General features: G+C 63.1%; 15 protein-coding genes and 1 riboswitch. Of the genes, 11 read left to right on the forward strand and 4 right to left on the reverse strand.

Annotation, left to right across the window (positions count from 1 at the left end; genetic code table 11):
• The first annotated feature begins 7 nt into the window (after window positions 1-7).
• From atpG to glmS, 7 genes are all read left to right on the forward strand, one after another.
• Window positions 8-871 (forward strand): F0F1 ATP synthase subunit gamma, encoded by an 864-nt coding sequence (gene atpG, locus BM186_RS12410; RefSeq protein ID WP_072425164.1) that lies wholly within the window; start codon window positions 8-10, stop codon window positions 869-871.
• Between the two features lie 30 nt (window positions 872-901).
• Window positions 902-2278 (forward strand): F0F1 ATP synthase subunit beta, encoded by a 1377-nt coding sequence (gene atpD / locus BM186_RS12415; protein ID WP_064493638.1) that lies wholly within the window; start codon window positions 902-904, stop codon window positions 2276-2278.
• 79 nt (window positions 2279-2357) lie between these two features.
• Complete coding sequence (locus BM186_RS12420) at window positions 2358-2792, forward strand: F0F1 ATP synthase subunit epsilon (RefSeq protein ID WP_017676260.1); 435 nt, start codon at window positions 2358-2360, stop codon at window positions 2790-2792.
• Between the two features lie 123 nt (window positions 2793-2915).
• Window positions 2916-4274: a bifunctional UDP-N-acetylglucosamine diphosphorylase/glucosamine-1-phosphate N-acetyltransferase GlmU gene (glmU, locus tag BM186_RS12425; RefSeq protein WP_074915581.1), complete on the forward strand. Its 1359-nt coding sequence runs from the start codon at window positions 2916-2918 to the stop codon at window positions 4272-4274.
• Window positions 4275-4330: 56 nt separating this feature from the next.
• Window positions 4331-4942: a LysE family transporter gene (locus BM186_RS12430; RefSeq protein WP_074915583.1), complete on the forward strand. Its 612-nt coding sequence runs from the start codon at window positions 4331-4333 to the stop codon at window positions 4940-4942.
• A gap of 73 nt (window positions 4943-5015) precedes the next feature.
• Window positions 5016-5786, forward strand: coding sequence for a DeoR/GlpR family DNA-binding transcription regulator (locus BM186_RS12435; protein WP_074915585.1), 771 nt, complete (start codon window positions 5016-5018; stop codon window positions 5784-5786).
• 10 nt (window positions 5787-5796) lie between these two features.
• Window positions 5797-7659 (forward strand): glutamine--fructose-6-phosphate transaminase (isomerizing), encoded by a 1863-nt coding sequence (gene glmS / locus BM186_RS12440; RefSeq protein WP_074915586.1) that lies wholly within the window; start codon window positions 5797-5799, stop codon window positions 7657-7659.
• Between the two features lie 51 nt (window positions 7660-7710).
• On the opposite strand, the gene map is transcribed toward glmS, so the two are convergent.
• Both map and BM186_RS12450 read right to left on the reverse strand, forming a co-directional pair.
• Window positions 7711-8490: a type I methionyl aminopeptidase gene (map, locus tag BM186_RS12445; protein ID WP_074915588.1), complete on the reverse strand. Its 780-nt coding sequence runs from the start codon at window positions 8488-8490 to the stop codon at window positions 7711-7713.
• On the reverse strand, window positions 8487-8699 hold the full coding sequence (locus BM186_RS12450; protein WP_074915590.1) for a ParD-like family protein: 213 nt from the start codon (window positions 8697-8699) through the stop codon (window positions 8487-8489). Before BM186_RS12450 ends, map begins: the two co-directional genes overlap by 4 nt.
• 190 nt (window positions 8700-8889) lie before the next feature.
• Here BM186_RS12450 and BM186_RS12455 point away from each other — a divergent pair, with 190 nt between their 5' ends.
• Entirely contained in the window at window positions 8890-9120 is a 231-nt protein-coding gene (locus BM186_RS12455) for a hypothetical protein (RefSeq protein WP_017676253.1), read from the forward strand.
• 222 nt (window positions 9121-9342) lie between these two features.
• Here BM186_RS12455 and cobM read toward each other — a convergent pair whose 3' ends face one another.
• Entirely contained in the window at window positions 9343-10098 is a 756-nt protein-coding gene (cobM, locus tag BM186_RS12460; RefSeq protein ID WP_074915592.1) for a precorrin-4 C(11)-methyltransferase, read from the reverse strand.
• Window positions 10095-10532, reverse strand: a complete 438-nt coding sequence (locus tag BM186_RS12465; protein ID WP_074915594.1) for a cobalamin biosynthesis protein — start codon at window positions 10530-10532, stop codon at window positions 10095-10097. The genes cobM and BM186_RS12465 overlap by 4 nt, the downstream gene beginning before the upstream one ends.
• An 86-nt stretch (window positions 10533-10618) precedes the next feature.
• Window positions 10619-10814: riboswitch (cobalamin riboswitch) on the forward strand.
• A 95-nt stretch (window positions 10815-10909) separates the two neighbouring features.
• Here BM186_RS12465 and cobW point away from each other — a divergent pair.
• From cobW to BM186_RS26295, 3 genes are all read left to right on the forward strand, one after another.
• On the forward strand, window positions 10910-11971 hold the full coding sequence (gene cobW, locus BM186_RS12470) for a cobalamin biosynthesis protein CobW (protein WP_074915596.1): 1062 nt from the start codon (window positions 10910-10912) through the stop codon (window positions 11969-11971).
• A gap of 115 nt (window positions 11972-12086) precedes the next feature.
• Complete coding sequence (cobN, locus tag BM186_RS12475; protein WP_074915598.1) at window positions 12087-15833, forward strand: cobaltochelatase subunit CobN; 3747 nt, start codon at window positions 12087-12089, stop codon at window positions 15831-15833.
• 195 nt (window positions 15834-16028) lie between these two features.
• Window positions 16029-16301, forward strand: coding sequence for a hypothetical protein (locus BM186_RS26295; protein WP_139228011.1), 273 nt, complete (start codon window positions 16029-16031; stop codon window positions 16299-16301).
• Window positions 16302-16313: the final 12 nt, after the last annotated feature.

The following is a 16313-nucleotide window of genomic DNA, read 5'->3' on the forward strand; positions in this document are numbered from 1 at the left end:
GTGTGAAATGGCAGGCGCAAAAGAGATTCGCAGCAAGATTGCGAGCATCAAAAGCACGCAAAAGATCACCAGCGCCATGGAAAAAGTGGCGGTCAGCAAAATGCGCAAGGCTCAACAGCGCATGGCTGCCGGTCGCCCCTACGCCGAGCGTATTCGTCAGGTGATCGGTCACCTGGCCAAGGCGAACCCGGAATACCGCCACTCGTTCATGGTGGAGCGTGATGTAAAGCGCGTCGGTTATATCGTGGTGACCTCGGACCGTGGTCTGTGTGGTGGCTTGAACATCAACCTGTTCAAGGCGCTGCTCAGAAGCCTGAAGGAATGGCGCGACCAGAAGGTCGAGGCTGATTTCTGCGTGGTGGGCAGCAAGGGCGCGAGCTTCTTCCGCAGCAACGGGGGCAACGTGGTTGCCGCCATCAGCAAGCTGGGTGAAGAGCCGTCCATCAACGACCTGATCGGTAGCGTCAAGGTCGTGCTGGATGCCTACGCCGAGGGCCGTATCGACCGTCTGTATCTGGTGTCGAACAAGTTCGTCAACACCATGACGCAGAAGCCGGAAGTGCAGCAGTTGTTGCCGTTGGCCGCGAGCGATGCGCAAGGCGTACAGAAAGGTCTGTGGGACTACGTGTACGAGCCGGACGCCCAGCAATTGCTGGATGCGCTGCTGGTACGCTACGTCGAGTCGCAGGTCTATCAGTCCGTGGTCGAGAACAGCGCGTGCGAACAGGCTGCGCGGATGATCGCGATGAAGAACGCAACCGACAACGCCGGTGAGCTCATCAAAGACCTGCAGCTGGTTTACAACAAGGCACGTCAGGCAGCGATCACCCAGGAAATTTCGGAAATCGTCGGCGGCGCTGCCGCGGTTTAAGAACGGTTCAAATATTCAGAGGAACCAAAGATGAGTAGCGGACGTATCGTTCAAATCATCGGCGCCGTCATCGACGTGGAATTCCCGCGTGACAAGGTGCCGAGTGTTTATGAAGCGCTGAAAGTAGTTGGCGCCGAAACCACCCTGGAAGTTCAGCAGCAGCTGGGCGACGGTGTGGTACGTACCATTGCGATGGGTTCGACCGAAGGCCTCAAGCGTGGCCTGGACGTCAACAGCTCTGGCAAGGCCATCTCCGTACCGGTCGGTAAAGCGACCCTGGGCCGGATCATGGACGTGCTGGGCAACCCGATCGACGAAGCCGGCCCCATCGGTGAAGAAGAGCAGTGGGAAATCCACCGCCCTGCGCCGAGCTATGCCGAACAGGCTGGCTCCAACGAGCTGCTGGAAACTGGCATCAAGGTTATCGACCTGGTCTGCCCGTTCGCCAAGGGCGGTAAGGTCGGTCTGTTCGGTGGTGCCGGTGTCGGCAAGACCGTGAACATGATGGAACTGATCCGTAACATCGCCATCGAGCACAGCGGTTATTCCGTGTTCGCCGGTGTGGGTGAGCGTACTCGTGAGGGTAACGACTTCTACCACGAGATGAAGGACTCCAACGTTCTCGACAAGGTAGCCCTGGTTTACGGTCAGATGAACGAGCCACCAGGCAACCGTCTGCGCGTCGCACTGACCGGCCTGACCATGGCCGAGAAGTTCCGTGACGAAGGTCGTGACGTTCTGCTGTTCGTCGACAACATCTACCGTTACACCCTCGCCGGTACCGAAGTATCCGCACTGCTCGGCCGTATGCCGTCGGCAGTAGGTTACCAGCCGACTCTGGCCGAGGAGATGGGCGTTCTGCAGGAGCGTATTACCTCCACCAAGAAAGGCTCGATCACCTCGATCCAGGCTGTATACGTACCTGCGGACGACCTGACCGACCCGAGCCCGGCGACCACCTTCGCTCACTTGGACGCCACCGTCGTTCTGAGCCGTGACATCGCTTCCCTGGGTATCTACCCGGCCGTTGACCCGCTGGACTCCACCAGCCGTCAGCTGGACCCGAACGTGATCGGCCAGGAGCACTACGAGACTGCTCGTGGCGTTCAGTATGTTCTGCAGCGCTACAAGGAGCTGAAGGACATCATCGCGATCCTGGGTATGGACGAACTGTCCGAAGACGACAAGCAGCTGGTATCGCGTGCTCGTAAGATCCAGCGCTTCCTGTCCCAGCCGTTCTTCGTGGCTGAAGTCTTCACCGGTGCCCCGGGCAAGTACGTGTCCCTGAAGGACACCATTGCCGGCTTCAGCGGCATTCTCAAAGGCGACTACGACCACCTGCCGGAACAAGCGTTCTACATGGTAGGCGGCATCGACGAAGCCATCGAGAAAGCCAAGAAACTGTAAGTAACGGGTGCGCCCTCCAGAGGGCGTCCAGGCCGGAGCGGGCAGCAGCCCGATCCGGCCTCTCAACCGAGGCATTGTTATGGCTATGTCAGTCCACTGCGATATCGTCAGTGCGGAAGAAGAGCTGTTCTCGGGGCTGGTGGAAATGGTCATCGCCCACGGTCACCTCGGTGACCTGGGTATCCTGCCGGGCCACACCCCGCTGCTGACCGATCTCAAGCCGGGTCCGGTGCGAGTGATCAAGCAGGGTGGCACCGAGGAGGTGTTCTACATCTCCGGTGGCTTCCTGGAAGTCCAGCCGAGCATGGTGAAGGTTCTTGCCGACACCGCCGTTCGTGCCGGCGACCTGGATGAGGCCGCTGCCATCGAGGCGCGCAAGGCTGCCGAGAAGGCGCTGAGCGAGAAGGGTACCGAGTTCGACTACGGCAGTGCTTCGGCACGCCTGGCCGAGGCTGCTGCCCAGCTGCGCACCATCGAAGAGATGCGCAAGAAGTTCGGCGGCCGCAGCCGCTGATCGCGTATCGCGGTATCACGCAAAGGGGCGACTTAGGTCGCCCCTTTGCGTTTCTGGCAAAATAGCGCTTTCTTCGCGCGGCTCTCTGGCCGCGGCCAACTCTTGCCCAGCAAGGAGCTTTCTATGAGTCTGGATATCGTCATTCTTGCCGCTGGCCAGGGCACGCGCATGCGTTCGGCGCTGCCCAAGGTGCTGCACCCGGTTGCCGACAAGCCCATGCTCGGGCATGTCATCGACACCGCGCGCAGCCTGCAGCCGCAGAGCATCCAGGTGGTGATCGGGCATGGCGCCGACAAGGTGCGCGAACGGCTGGCCGCCGATGACCTGAATTTCGTCATCCAGGCCGAGCAGCTCGGCACCGGCCATGCCGTGGCCCAGGCCCTGCCGCAGCTAAGCGCCGAGCGCGTGCTGATCCTCTATGGCGATGTGCCGCTGATCGAAACGGCCACCCTGCAGCGCCTGCTGGCCCTGGTCAGCGATGATCAGTTGGGCCTGCTTACCGTCGAGCTGGCTGACCCGACGGGCTATGGCCGTATCGTTCGTGACGCCGATGGCGTGGTGCAGGCCATCGTCGAGCACAAGGACGCCAGCGAAGCGCAGCGGCAGATCCGCGAGGGCAACACCGGCATCCTCGCCGTACCGGGCAAGCGCCTGGCCGACTGGCTGGGCCGCCTGTCCAACAGCAATGCCCAGGGTGAGTACTACCTGACCGACGTGATCGCCATGGCCGTGGCCGATGGCCTAGTGGTGGCCACCGAGCGCGCCGCCGACGAGATGGAAGTGCTGGGTGCCAACGACCGCATCCAGCTGGCTCAGCTCGAATGCCATTACCAGCAGCGCCTGGCCCGCCGCTTGATGGCCCAGGGCGTCACCCTGCGCGATCCGCATCGCTTCGATGTACGCGGCGAGGTGAGCGTTGGCCGCGACGTGACCATCGACATCAACGTCATCCTCGAAGGCAAGGTAGTGATCGAGGATGATGTACAGATCGGTCCGAACTGCGTGATCAAGGACTCGGTTCTGCGCAGGGGTGCCATCGTCAAGGCCAACAGCCACCTGGAAGGTGCCGAGATGGGCGAGGGCGCCGACTGTGGTCCGTTCGCTCGCCTGCGTCCAGGGACCAAACTGGGTGCCAAGGCCCATGTGGGTAACTTCGTCGAGCTGAAGAATGCAGTAATGGGTGAAGGCGCCAAGGCCGGCCACCTGAGCTACCTGGGCGATGCCCAGATAGGTGCGCGGACGAATATCGGTGCCGGCACCATCACCTGCAATTACGACGGTGCCAACAAATTCCGCACGGTAATGGGCGAGGACGTCTTCATCGGCTCCAACAGCGCCCTGGTCGCACCGGTAACGCTGGGTGACCGCGCCACCACCGGTGCCGGTTCGGTAGTGACCAGCGATGTGCCGGCAGATACGCTGGCAGTGGGTCGGGCCAAGCAGCGCAATATCGAAGGCTGGAAGCGCCCCACCAAGAAGTGAACCCGATCCAGCCTGGGTGACCAGGCCTGTGGATAACCTGCCGGAGGCAGTCCTGTATGTTCGGTGTGACGGATTACGCCGCCTTCGTGGTGGCCTTCATCATCCTGCTGGCTATTCCTGGCCCAGGTAACCTGGCGCTGATCCTGTCCACCGGCAAAGGCGGGATTCGTGGTGGATTGGCCTCTACCCTGGGGATCATGCTTGGCGATCAGGTACTGCTGTGGTTGGCGGTGGCCGGCGTCGCCGCGTTGCTCAAGGCCTATCCGGCAGCCTTCCATCTGGTGCAGTGGCTTGGCGCGGCCTATCTAGTCTACCTCGGCCTGCGCATGATCCTGGCCAAGCCGGGGGCGGCGCCGACGCTGGACATCAAGCCGCGCCAATACCTGTGGCAAACCTTGGTGATCACCGTCTTCAACCCCAAGGCCATCATCTTCTACATGGCGTTCTTTCCGCTGTTCATCGATCCGCAGCGCCATCAGGGTCTGATTACTTTCGGTTTCATGGCCGTGACCATCATGGCGCTGACCTTTCTCTACGGCCTGCTGATCGTGCTGCTGACGCACTTTCTCGCCGAGCGCATGCGCGCCAACCCACGTATCGCGCGGGGACTGGAGAAACTGGGCGGGCTGTGCCTGGTCGGCTTCGGGGTCAAACTGACGTTGAACTGATCGACGGACGCTTGCGGGTTTTTTGATCATATGTTTTGATTCGCGCCATTATCTTTCGAATCGAAACTTAAGCATGTCGAAGCGCAACACGCCGCAACGTCGCCACACCATCCTTGCCTTGCTCGCCGAGCAGGGCGAAGTGAGCGTGGACGCCCTGGCGCAGCACTTCGCCACCAGCGAAGTGACCATTCGCAAGGATCTCGCCGCCCTGGAAAAGAACGGCCTGCTGCTGCGTCGCTACGGCGGCGCCGTGCCGGTGCCGCAGGAGCTGATCAGCGAGCCGAGCCAACCCATTTCGCCGTACAAGCAGGCGATTGCCCGCGCCGGGGTGGCGCGTATCCGCGAACACGCACGCATCATCATCGACAGCGGCACCACTACGGCGGCGATGATCCCGCAGCTTGGCCACAAGCCTGGTCTGGTGGTGATGACCAACTCGCTCAACGTGGCCAACGCCCTGCGCGATATCGAGCACGAGCCGGTTCTGCTGATGACCGGCGGCACTTGGGACCCGCATTCGGAATCCTTTCAGGGCCAGGTGGCCGAGCAGGTGCTGCGCTCCTACGACTTCGACCAGCTGTTCATCGGCGCCGATGGCATCGACCTGGAGCGTGGCACCACCACCTTCAACGAGCTGCTCGGTCTGTCGAGGGTGATGGCCGAAGTGGCACGCGAGGTCATCGTCATGGTCGAGAGCGACAAGATTGGCCGGCGCATTCCCAATCTGGAGCTGCCCTGGAGCAGCCTGAATACCCTGATCACCGACGAGCGCCTGGATGCCCAGGCGGCCGAACAAATACGCGCGCGCGGCATCCAGCTGATCCTCGCGCCGCTGGAAACTTGAGGAGACAACCATGTGTGGAATCGTAGGCGCTATCGCGGAGCGCAATATCACCGCTGTTCTGGTAGAAGGCCTCAAGCGCCTGGAATACCGCGGCTATGACAGCGCTGGCGTGGCGCTTCTGACCGAGCAGGGTGCACTGGATCGCCGTCGTCGTGTTGGCAAGGTCAGCGAGCTGCAGGCTGCGCTGCAGGCCGAGCCACTGGGCGGGCGTCTGGGTATCGCCCACACCCGTTGGGCCACCCACGGTGCGCCGAGCGAGCGCAATGCCCACCCGCATTTTTCTGGTAAAGAGCCCGGGCACGAGCTCGCCGTGGTGCACAACGGCATCATCGAGAACCACGAAGAGCTGCGCGAGCGCCTCAAGGGCCTGGGCTACGTCTTCACCTCCGACACCGACACCGAAACCATCGTCCACCTGCTCGAGCACAAGCTGCAGCAGTTGGGCGACCTCAGCGCCGCGCTCAAGGCCGCGATACCCGAGCTGCATGGCGCCTACGGCCTGGCGGTGATCAGCGCCAGGCAGCCGGACCGCCTGCTCGCCGCGCGCAGTGGCAGCCCGCTGGTGATCGGTCTGGGCCTGGGCGAGAACTTCCTCGCCTCCGACCAGTTGGCCCTGCGCCAGGTCACCGACCGCTTCATGTACCTGGAAGAGGGCGATATCGCCGAGATCCGCCGAGACGGCGTGCAGATCTGGGACGCCGCCGGCAATCCGGTGCAGCGTGAAGCCGTGCAGTACCACGAAGGTGCCGAGGCAGCGGACAAGGGCGAGTACCGCCACTTCATGCTCAAGGAGATCCACGAGCAGCCCAAGGTGGTGCAACGCACCCTGGAAGGCCGTCTGGGCAGCGACCACGTGCTGGTGCAGGCCTTTGGCCCGCAGGCCGCCGAGCTGTTCGCCAAGGTGAAGAACGTGCAGATCGTCGCCTGTGGCACCAGCTACCATGCCGGTATGGTTGCCCGTTACTGGCTGGAAGAGCTGGCCGGGATTCCCTGCCAGGTCGAAGTGGCCAGCGAATTCCGCTACCGCAAGGTGGTGGTGCAGCCGGACACCCTGTTCGTCAGCGTCTCGCAGTCCGGCGAAACCGCCGATACCCTGGCCGCGCTGCGCAATGCCAAGGAGAAGGCACCGGGGCAGGGCGGCTACCTGGCCAGTCTGGTGATCTGCAACGTTGGCACCAGCTCGCTGGTGCGCGAATCCGACCTGTGCCTGCTGACCCAGGCCGGCCCGGAAATCGGTGTGGCCTCGACCAAGGCCTTCACCACCCAGCTGGTCGGTCTGATGCTGCTGACCCTGGCCCTCGGCCAAGTGCACGGCAGCCTGGACAAGACGCTGGCCGCCGAACTGGTGGAAGAATTGCGTCGCCTGCCGACCCGCCTGGGCGAAGCCCTGGCCATGGACAAGACTGTGGAGAAGATCGCCGAACTGTTCGCCGAGAAGCACCACAGCCTGTTCCTTGGTCGTGGCGCGCAGTACCCGGTGGCCATGGAAGGGGCGCTCAAACTCAAGGAAATCTCCTACATCCACGCCGAGGCCTACCCGGCCGGCGAGCTCAAGCACGGCCCGCTGGCCCTGGTTGACGCCGACATGCCGGTGGTCACCGTGGCGCCGAACAACGAGCTGCTGGAGAAGCTCAAGTCCAACCTGCAGGAAGTGCGCGCCCGTGGCGGCGAGCTGATCGTATTCGCTGACCAGCAGGCTGGCATGAGCAACGGCGAGGGCACCCACGTGGTGGCCATGCCGCATATCCACGACCTGCTCGCGCCGATCCTGTACACCGTGCCGCTGCAACTGCTGTCGTACTACGTCGCTGTGCTCAAGGGCACCGACGTCGACCAGCCGCGTAATCTGGCCAAGAGCGTCACGGTCGAATAAGACCGCTGACGAAGAAAAGCCCGTCCATCTGGACGGGCTTTTGCGTTTCCATCACGCCGAAATCCTGCTCAGGTGCAGCTCTTCGGGGCGCAGTGTAAGCACGCGAACGCCGTCGCGGGTGACCGCCACGGTATGTTCGAATTGCGCCGAGAGCTGACCATCGCGGGTCACCACCGTCCAGCCGTCGCGCAGGGTGCGTACATCCTCCGTTCCCCGGTTGAGCATGGGTTCGATGGTGAAGGTCATGCCTTCGCGCAGCGTCAGGCCGGTGCCGGCTTTGCCCCAGTGCAGCACTTCGGGTGGTTCGTGCATTTCCCGGCCGATGCCGTGGCCGCAGTACTCTTTGACCACCGAGTAGCGATGGGCGCGAGCGTGCCGTTCGATGGCATGGCCGATATCGCCGAGGCGGGCGCCGGGTTTGACGGCTTCGATGCCCTTGCACATCGCTTCATAGGTCACTTGGGCGAGCTGACGAGCCTGGTCCGACACCTCGCCGATCAGGTAGGTCTTGCTCGAATCGGCGATGTAGCCGTTCTTCTCCAGGGTGATGTCGAAATTCACCAGATCGCCATCGCGCAGAATATCGTTGGCGCTGGGTACGCCATGGCACACCACTTCGTTGCGCGACGTGTTCATGGCGTAGGCGAAACCATACTGCCCCTTGCTCGCCGGACGCGCCTTGAGTTCACCCACGATGTAGTTATCCACAAGGTCATTGACCTGCAGAGTCGACATGCCGAGCAGATCCAAGCGATCCAGGTAGCCGAACACGGACGCGAGCAACCTGCCGGATTCCGCCATCAGGGCGATCTGTTGCGGCGTCTTGCTCATGAGGCGTCCGCCATTCTTGGCGGAATCACCACGCCGGCTGCACGCATCTCGGCGACCATCAGTTCATTGAAACTCAGCGTCGGGTTCATCTCGCAGAGCATGCCGATGCGAATCCAGAAACCCGCCTGTGCATTGATCGAACGGCCCGAGACGGCGCTCGCTCTGCGAATCTGGTCGTGCAGTTCGTCATCGATATTGACGATGCCCATGGAAACTTCCTCATATATGTTTCGTATATAAATCATATAGAGCTTCCCCGGGAATTTCATCCTGCGGTCGCTAAGTCTGATCGTCGCCAGCGCCGGTAAGTGTTCCGATCCCTTAAACTGGGCGGCAAATCCGCTGACTGGCCCAGTTCAGGTGCGGGTCGCATGGAGTCATGTTGGTAGAGGAGAGAGGATGAAGCGCGTAGATGTGAAACGCAGAACAGACGAAGGGGTGCTGTTCGACACCCAGGTCATGGTCAACCCGGCCAATACGTCCGAATGGATCGTATTCTTCAAGAAGGACGCAGGGCGCAGCTTCTTTCTGGTGGACGAAGCCGAGCAGGTGGAGAGCTTCTCCAGCCTGAACGAGCTGATGGTGGAGTTGCGGGCATTGGGTATCAAGCGGGTCGAGGTACAACTCTGATCCACAGTTGCTAACAATTGGCGTGGATCATCCTGTGGATATCCTCGTTATACTTGGCTACAGCCCCTTAATAATGGGTCTTTCAGTCAATTGTACAAAAACTGATCCTCATCGAATGGCTATCCACAGTAGGCTGGGATAACGTCCCGCCTTTCTTGTTGATAAGTGGTCGAAAGCCTCTGAATACAAGGCTTTCAGCGATGTGCTCAGTTTATCGCCAGGTCAATCGCGCCCGGGACGGTAGAGATGCCGATGGGTAGCGTCGTACAGTGCCGACTCGGCGAAAGCACCCGCGTCGAGCACCCGCCCAACGAGGATCAATGCCGTGCGGCGAAAGCCCTTGGCAGCGACCTTTTCTTCGATATCGGCCAGGGTGCCCAGTACCCAGTCCTGATCCGGCCAGCTCGCTCGGTGGATAACCGCGATGGGACAATCGGCGCCGTAGTGCGGCAGCAGTTCTGCGATTATGGTCGGCAGATGGCGTACGCCGAGGTGGATGGCCATTGTTGCGCGGTGCCTGGCCAGGTCATGCAGCTGCTCGCCCTCGGGCATCGGCGAGGTGGTGCCGTAGCGGGTAAGGATCACCGTCTGGGCGATGCCGGGCAGGGTCAGCTCGGATTCCAGCAGGGCTGCGCAGGCGGCAGTGGCAGTGACGCCGGGAATGATCTCGAAGGGAATGCCCAGGGCACGCAACTCGCGAATCTGCTCGCCGATGGCGCCGTACAGCGACGGGTCACCGGAATGCACCCGGGCTACGTCCAGGCCACGCTCATGGGCCTGGCGCAACAGCTCGATGATCTCGCCCAGGTTCAGCTCGGCGGTGTTCACCACTTGCTCGGCGCTATGGCCTTGTAGCACCGCTTCGGGTACCAGCGAGCCGGCGTAGAGGATCACCGAGCACGAACAGATCAGGCGCTGGCCCTTGACGGTGATCAGCTCGGGGTCGCCGGGGCCGGCGCCGATGAAGTAGACGGTCATGCTGCGGGTTCTCTATCGAAGGTGGCCAACGCGCAGGTGGCGTTGGCCGTGCGGGTTTTATCGCCCAGCAGGCGAGCTGCCTTGCCCAGTCGTGAGGCCAGGGCAAGGGCGCAGGGTTCAGCCACTGCGGGGCTGCCGGTTATGGATCGGATGAGGGGACTGCCGGCTTTCTCTGGCTGGTGGAGCGTGAGCGCTTCGGGAGTGAAGAATGTCAGCTGCAGATTCACGTGCATGGCCAGTTCACGCAGCCCCGGTTCGTCGAGCTTGTGGGCGATGCTGGCCAGTCCAACGAGGTTATCCACAGTCAACTCATGTTGGGCCAGGCTGTGGGTCAGCAGGGTGAGCAGCTCGTCCTGTGCACAACCGCGCCGGCAACCCAGGCCGGCAACCACCTTAGGGGGGGCAGCGGGGTGATCGAGGTGGCTGGCGGTCATGAGCGGTATTCGTGTCGGAGGGTGATGTAGCTCATCATGGCACCTGCCAGCGGTCAACCGCGATTGACCGGCCGCCGCGGCCTGCGTAGCCTTCTCGCTTTCGAGGTTCTTCCCGGCAAACCGCCGGGGAGCTAAGAGGGAACAGGGTCGATGCCCTGGCTGCCCCCGCAACTGTAAACGGTCTTAAACCCTTCGATACGCCACTGCTCAACAGCGGGAAGGTGAAGGACGCGCAACGCGCAGACCGTGAGCCAGGAGACCTGCCTCGAATGACCAGCCATATGCTCGGACGGGGTGATCCGACGCGGCCAGCACGCTCCTGCGTGTCCGCCTGCGCGTACCCGTCCGCCGAACTTACCGACGCCACGGGGCCATCCATGAAAACCCTCGCCAAACTGCCTGTCACCATCGTCACCGGTTTTCTCGGTGCCGGCAAAACCACTCTGCTGCGCCACCTGCTGGCCAATGCCGGCGGCCGCCGTATCGCGGTGATCGTCAACGAGTTCGGCGAGCTGGGCATTGATGGCGAGATCCTCAAGCAGTGCTCCATCGGCTGCAGTGAGGAAGAAGCCAATGGCCGCGTCTTCGAGCTGGCCAACGGCTGCCTGTGCTGCACCGTGCAGGAAGAGTTCTTCCCGGTGATGCGCGAGCTGGTGGCGCGCCGCGGCGATCTCGACCATATCCTCATCGAGACCAGTGGCCTGGCTTTGCCCAAGCCTTTGGTGCAGGCCTTCAACTGGCCGGAAATCCGCAACGCTTGTACGGTCGACGCGGTGATCACCGTGGTCGACAGCCCGGCGGTGATCGCCGGCACCTTCGCCGCCTTCCCCGATCAGGTGGACGAGCAGCGCAAGCTCGACCCCAACCTCGACCACGAATCGCCGCTGCATGAACTGTTCGCCGACCAGTTGGCCAGCGCCGACCTAGTGATCCTCAACAAGGCCGATTTGCTCGACGCCGAGGCGCTGGCTGCCGTGCGCGCCGAGGTGGCCGAAGAGCTACCGCCGGCAGTCAAGGTGATCGAGGCGCACGGCGGCGAGCTGCCGCTGGACGTGCTGCTCGGCCTGAACAGTGAAGCTGAGCTGCATATCGACAGCCGCCGCACTCATCACGACGATGAAGATGAAGACCACGATCACGAGGAATTCGACTCGTTCCACGTGGAACTACCGGAAGCCCAGGAGGCGCGCCTGCTCGCCGCGTTGAAGGAGGCAGTGGCCAAGTACGGCATCCTGCGCGTGAAAGGCTTCGCGGCGATCCCTGGCAAACCCATGCGCCTACTGGTGCAGGGCGTGGGCCAGCGCTTCGACCGCCACTTCGACCGCGCCTGGCAGGCCGACGAGCCGCGCCTGAGTCGCCTGGTGGTGATCGGCCAGCAGCTTGACCGCGCGGCCATCGAGGCCGAGCTGAAAGCGTCGCTGGCCGGATACGGAGCGTAGGACGTACTCGATCGTAGGGCGGACTCAGGAGCGAAGCGAACAGTCCGCCGGATAACTGAGTCCACCCTACGGCGCTACCACCAGTCGCGGTTAAAGCCCCTACCACGGAACGAACATGCACCTATTGCGCACCCAACCCGGCGCCCAACTGCCGGCCGACAGCATCGCCGACCTTGGCCAGACGCCTGCCGAGCTGGTGCTGCTGTGCACGGGTGATTCGCACCTCTCCCTGCTGGCCGAGGCCGCTCGGCAATTGCCGGACGACTACCCCAGCCTGCGCCTGGCCAGCCCGGCGCAGCTGAGCAACAACGCCTCGGTAGACTTCTATTTCGAGCAGGTGCTGCAGTACGCCAAGGTCATCCTGATCTCGGTGCATGGCGGGGTCAGCTACTGGCGTTATGGCGTCGAGCGTCTGGTGGAGCTGGGCGCGCGCGGCGCCACGGTGATCATGGTGCCCGGCGACGACAAGCCCGACCCGGAGCTGAATGCGCTCGGTAATGTCAGTGAAGAAGATAGCCAGCGCCTCTGGAAGTACCTGCGCCAGGGCGGTTTGGACAATGCCCGGCAGTTGTTTCGCTGCATCGGCAGCCGCTGGCTGGGGCGTGACGACAGTTGGCAGGAGCCGCAGCCGCTACCGCGTGTCGGCCTCTATCACCCGCAGCGTAGCCCTGCTCAGTTGGCTGACTGGCAGACGCAGTGGCTGCCGGAGGCGCCCGTGGTGGCGCTGCTGTTCTACCGCAATCATGTGCAGTCGGCGAACACCGCCTTCGTCGATACCTTCTGCGAGCACCTGTTCGGCCACGGCCTTAACCCGCTGCCTATCGCCGTGGCCAGCCTCAAGGAATCTGCCTGCCTGGATCAGGTACAGACCTGGCTGGACGAAACCAACGCTGCGTTGATCATCAACACCACCGGCTTCGCCCTTTCCAACCCCGAGGCGCCACAGGCGCGGGTGTTTCGCCGTGATATCCCGGTGCTGCAGGCTATCTGCTCGCTGGACAATCACGCGCAATGGCAGGCCAGCGCCCAAGGTCTGGGCTCGCGTGACTTGGCCATGCATGTGGTGCTGCCTGAGCTGGATGGCCGGCTGATTGGTACCGCCATCAGCTTCAAAGGTCTGGCCTGGCGCAGCGAGCGTAGCCAGAGCGATGTGGTGTGCTACCAGGCGCATGAACCGGGTATGGCTTATGTCGCGGAACTGGCGAGGAACTGGTGCCAGTTGGCGATCAAAAGCAACGATCAGAAGCGAATCGGCCTGATCCTGGCCAACTACCCGACCCGCGATGGCCGCATCGGCAACGGCGTCGGCCTGGATACACCGGCTGCCGCGCTGAATATCCTCCGCGCCCTGCAGGCCCATGGCTATCCAGTGGATAACCTGCCGGACAGCGGTACCGCACTTGTCCACAGCCTGCTCGGTGGCGTCACCAATGACCTCAATGGTCTGGATACACGGCCCTGCGCGCAGAGCCTGGCGCTGGACGACTACCTGGGGTTTTTCCACAGCCTGCCAGCGGCCAATCAGCAGGCGGTGCGCGAGCGCTGGGGCGAGCCGCAGAACGATCCGATGTTCCGCAGTGGGCGGATGATGGTTGCCGGCCTGCGCTTCGACCTGACCTTCGTTGGTATCCAGCCGGCGCGCGGCTACCAGCTCGACCCGGCAGCGGTTTACCACGACCCCGACCTGGTGCCGCCGCACGGTTATATCGCCTTCTACGCCTGGCTGCGCACGGCTTTCGACGCCGATGCGCTGATCCACGTCGGCAAGCACGGCAACCTGGAATGGCTGCCGGGCAAGAGCGTCGGCCTGTCCGAGGGCTGCTGGCCGCAGGCGCTGATTGGCCCGCTGCCGAATATCTATCCCTTTATCGTCAACGATCCGGGCGAGGGCGCGCAGGCCAAGCGCCGCACCCAGGCGGTGATCATCGACCACCTGATGCCGCCTTTGACCCGCGCCGAAAGCTACGGCCCGCTGCGCGATCTGGAGCGCCTGGCTGACGAGTATTACGACGCCAGCCAGCTCGACCTGCGCCGCGCCGTGGAATTGCGTGGCGAGATACTGGCCAAGGTGCGCGAGGCCAGCCTTGACCGCGAACTGGGTCTGCAGCTAAACGACGATGCTGACAGTTGGCTACCGCAGCTCGACACCTATCTGTGCGACCTCAAGGAATCGCAGATTCGTGATGGGCTGCATGTGTTCGGCGAATCGCCTGCCGGGCAACTGCGCCGTGACACGCTCCTGGCGCTGCTGCGCATTCCCCGTGGCGATGGTCAGGGTGCCAATGCCAGCCTGCTGCGCGCGTTGGCCCGTGGCCTGGAACTGGGCCTCGATCCGCTGGATTGCGATATGGGCCAGTCCTGGCAAGGGCCATGTCCACAGACGTTGCAGGTTGTGGATAACAGCCTGTGGCGCACGGTCGGTGATACCCGCGAGCGCCTGGAGCTGCTGGCGCTGGGGCTGATCGAGCGGCGTCTGGCCGGCGAGCGCATCGAAGATTTCGGCACCGAGGTGGCGCTGATCCTCGATGGCCTGGCTGAGCATATCGCGCCTTTGCTGGATGCTTGCGGCGATGCAGAGATGAACGGCCTGCTGGCGGCTTTGGAAGGGCGTTTCGTCTCCGCCGGGCCGAGCGGCGCACCGAGTCGTGGTCGCCTCGATGTGCTGCCCACCGGGCGCAACTTCTTTACCGTCGACGTGCGCCATCTGCCTACACCGACTGCCTGGCGTCTTGGCGTGCAGGCCGCGGATCGCCTGCTGGAGCGCCATCTGCAAGACGAGGGCGACCACCTGCGCCAGCTCGGCCTGTCGGTGTGGGGCACGGCGACCATGCGTACCGGCGGCGACGATATCGCCCAGGCACTGGCGCTGATGGGCGTGCGGCCGGTGTGGCAGCCGGGCAGTCAGCGCGTCGAGCGCTTCGAGGTGCTGCCGCTGGAACAGCTTGGTCGACCCCGGGTGGATGTCACCCTGCGCGTCTCGGGCTTTTTCCGCGATGCCTTCAGCAACCTGATTCGCCTGTTCGATGACGCCGTGCAGGCGGTTATCGAGCTGGACGAGTCGGAAGACATGAACCCGCTTTCGGCGCAGGTCTGGCGCGAGTCGCTGGCGCTCAAGGATGGTGGCCTGGATGAAGCCGAAGCGCGGCGTCAGGCTGGCTGGCGGGTGTTCGGCGCCAAGCCGGGGGCCTATGGCTCCGGGGTGCAGAACGCCATTGAGGAGCGTCTGTGGCAGAGCCGTGCCGATCTCGCCGAGGTCTACCTGAACTGGGGCGGCTACGCCTACGGTAGCGGCGCCGAGGGCGCGCCCGCACGGCAGCGCTTCGTCGAGCGCCTGGAGCAGATGCAGGCGGTGCTGCACAACCAGGACAACCGCGAGCACGACATCCTCGATTCCAACGACTACTACCAGTTCCAGGGCGGCATGCTGGCGGCAGTGGAAACCCTGCGCGGGCTTAAGGTGGCCAGCTATCACGGTGACAACAGCCACCCTGATACGCCGCGTATTCGCACCTTGAAGGAAGAACTCAACCGCGTGGTGCGTGCCCGCGCCGCCAATCTCAAATGGATCGCGGGCATGAAGCGCCACGGCTACAAGGGCGCCTTCGAGCTGGCCGCGACCATCGACTACCTGTTCGCCTTCGACGCCACCAGCGAGCTGGTCGATGACCACCAGTACGCGCTGCTGACCGATGCCTACCTGCTCGATAAGGACACTCGCGACTTTATCCAGCAGCACAACCCCGGCGCCCTCAACGACATCCTCGAACGGCTGCTGGAAGCCCAGCAGCGCGGCCTGTGGGAGAATCCCGGGCCTTACCGCGAAGCGCTGGAAAACCTGCTGCTCGATAGCGAGGAAGCATGACGCGACACGTTCCCGTAGGGTGGGTTAGCCGCCTGTCATGGTTGCTGGCCAACTCGCTGAAGCGGGTGCGGCGTAACCCACCATCGGCGTCACACGGAGTATCGCCTGGTGGGTTACGCGGCGCGCCGAGTTTTTCTGCAGATATAAGGCCGGCGTTCAGCGCCGCTAACCCACCCTACGGATCGCGAGGCACCCATGACTCTCGGCGTACTTAACCGTTTACAGCTTTGGTGGCGAAGCCCGATCACCCGGCGCGAGCGTATTCGTTCGGCCTGTATTGGTGCTGTGGCTGGAATATGGGTCGGTTTGCTGATGTGCGTACTGCTGACCAGTGAGCCGGTTGGCCTGGGAGAACTGGGCATTTGGGCTTTGCTGGGGGCATTGGTCTGCGCCGGATTGGGAGCCCTTCTTCCCCGTGTCGTCGGGATCATCCTGTTTCCACTGAGCATCTGCGGTATTGGGAATTGAGCGTGGGCCATA

The organism is Ectopseudomonas toyotomiensis (genome assembly GCF_900115695.1).
GTDB lineage: Bacteria > Pseudomonadota > Gammaproteobacteria > Pseudomonadales > Pseudomonadaceae > Aquipseudomonas > Aquipseudomonas toyotomiensis.

Coding starts and splice junctions, on each gene's coding strand:
- cobM (WP_074915592.1), bottom strand. CDS start 10,098: ATGACCGTCTACTTCATCGGCGCCGGCCCCGGCGACCCCGAGCTGATC.
- cobW (WP_074915596.1), top strand. CDS start 10,910: ATGAAAACCCTCGCCAAACTGCCTGTCACCATCGTCACCGGTTTTCTC.
- cobN (WP_074915598.1), top strand. CDS start 12,087: ATGCACCTATTGCGCACCCAACCCGGCGCCCAACTGCCGGCCGACAGC.
- atpD (WP_064493638.1), top strand. CDS start 902: ATGAGTAGCGGACGTATCGTTCAAATCATCGGCGCCGTCATCGACGTG.
- BM186_RS12420 (WP_017676260.1), top strand. CDS start 2,358: ATGGCTATGTCAGTCCACTGCGATATCGTCAGTGCGGAAGAAGAGCTG.
- BM186_RS26295 (WP_139228011.1), top strand. CDS start 16,029: ATGACTCTCGGCGTACTTAACCGTTTACAGCTTTGGTGGCGAAGCCCG.
- BM186_RS12430 (WP_074915583.1), top strand. CDS start 4,331: ATGTTCGGTGTGACGGATTACGCCGCCTTCGTGGTGGCCTTCATCATC.
- BM186_RS12455 (WP_017676253.1), top strand. CDS start 8,890: ATGAAGCGCGTAGATGTGAAACGCAGAACAGACGAAGGGGTGCTGTTC.
- BM186_RS12465 (WP_074915594.1), bottom strand. CDS start 10,532: ATGACCGCCAGCCACCTCGATCACCCCGCTGCCCCCCCTAAGGTGGTT.
- glmU (WP_074915581.1), top strand. CDS start 2,916: ATGAGTCTGGATATCGTCATTCTTGCCGCTGGCCAGGGCACGCGCATG.
- BM186_RS12435 (WP_074915585.1), top strand. CDS start 5,016: ATGTCGAAGCGCAACACGCCGCAACGTCGCCACACCATCCTTGCCTTG.
- map (WP_074915588.1), bottom strand. CDS start 8,490: ATGAGCAAGACGCCGCAACAGATCGCCCTGATGGCGGAATCCGGCAGG.
- atpG (WP_072425164.1), top strand. CDS start 8: ATGGCAGGCGCAAAAGAGATTCGCAGCAAGATTGCGAGCATCAAAAGC.
- glmS (WP_074915586.1), top strand. CDS start 5,797: ATGTGTGGAATCGTAGGCGCTATCGCGGAGCGCAATATCACCGCTGTT.
- BM186_RS12450 (WP_074915590.1), bottom strand. CDS start 8,699: ATGGGCATCGTCAATATCGATGACGAACTGCACGACCAGATTCGCAGA.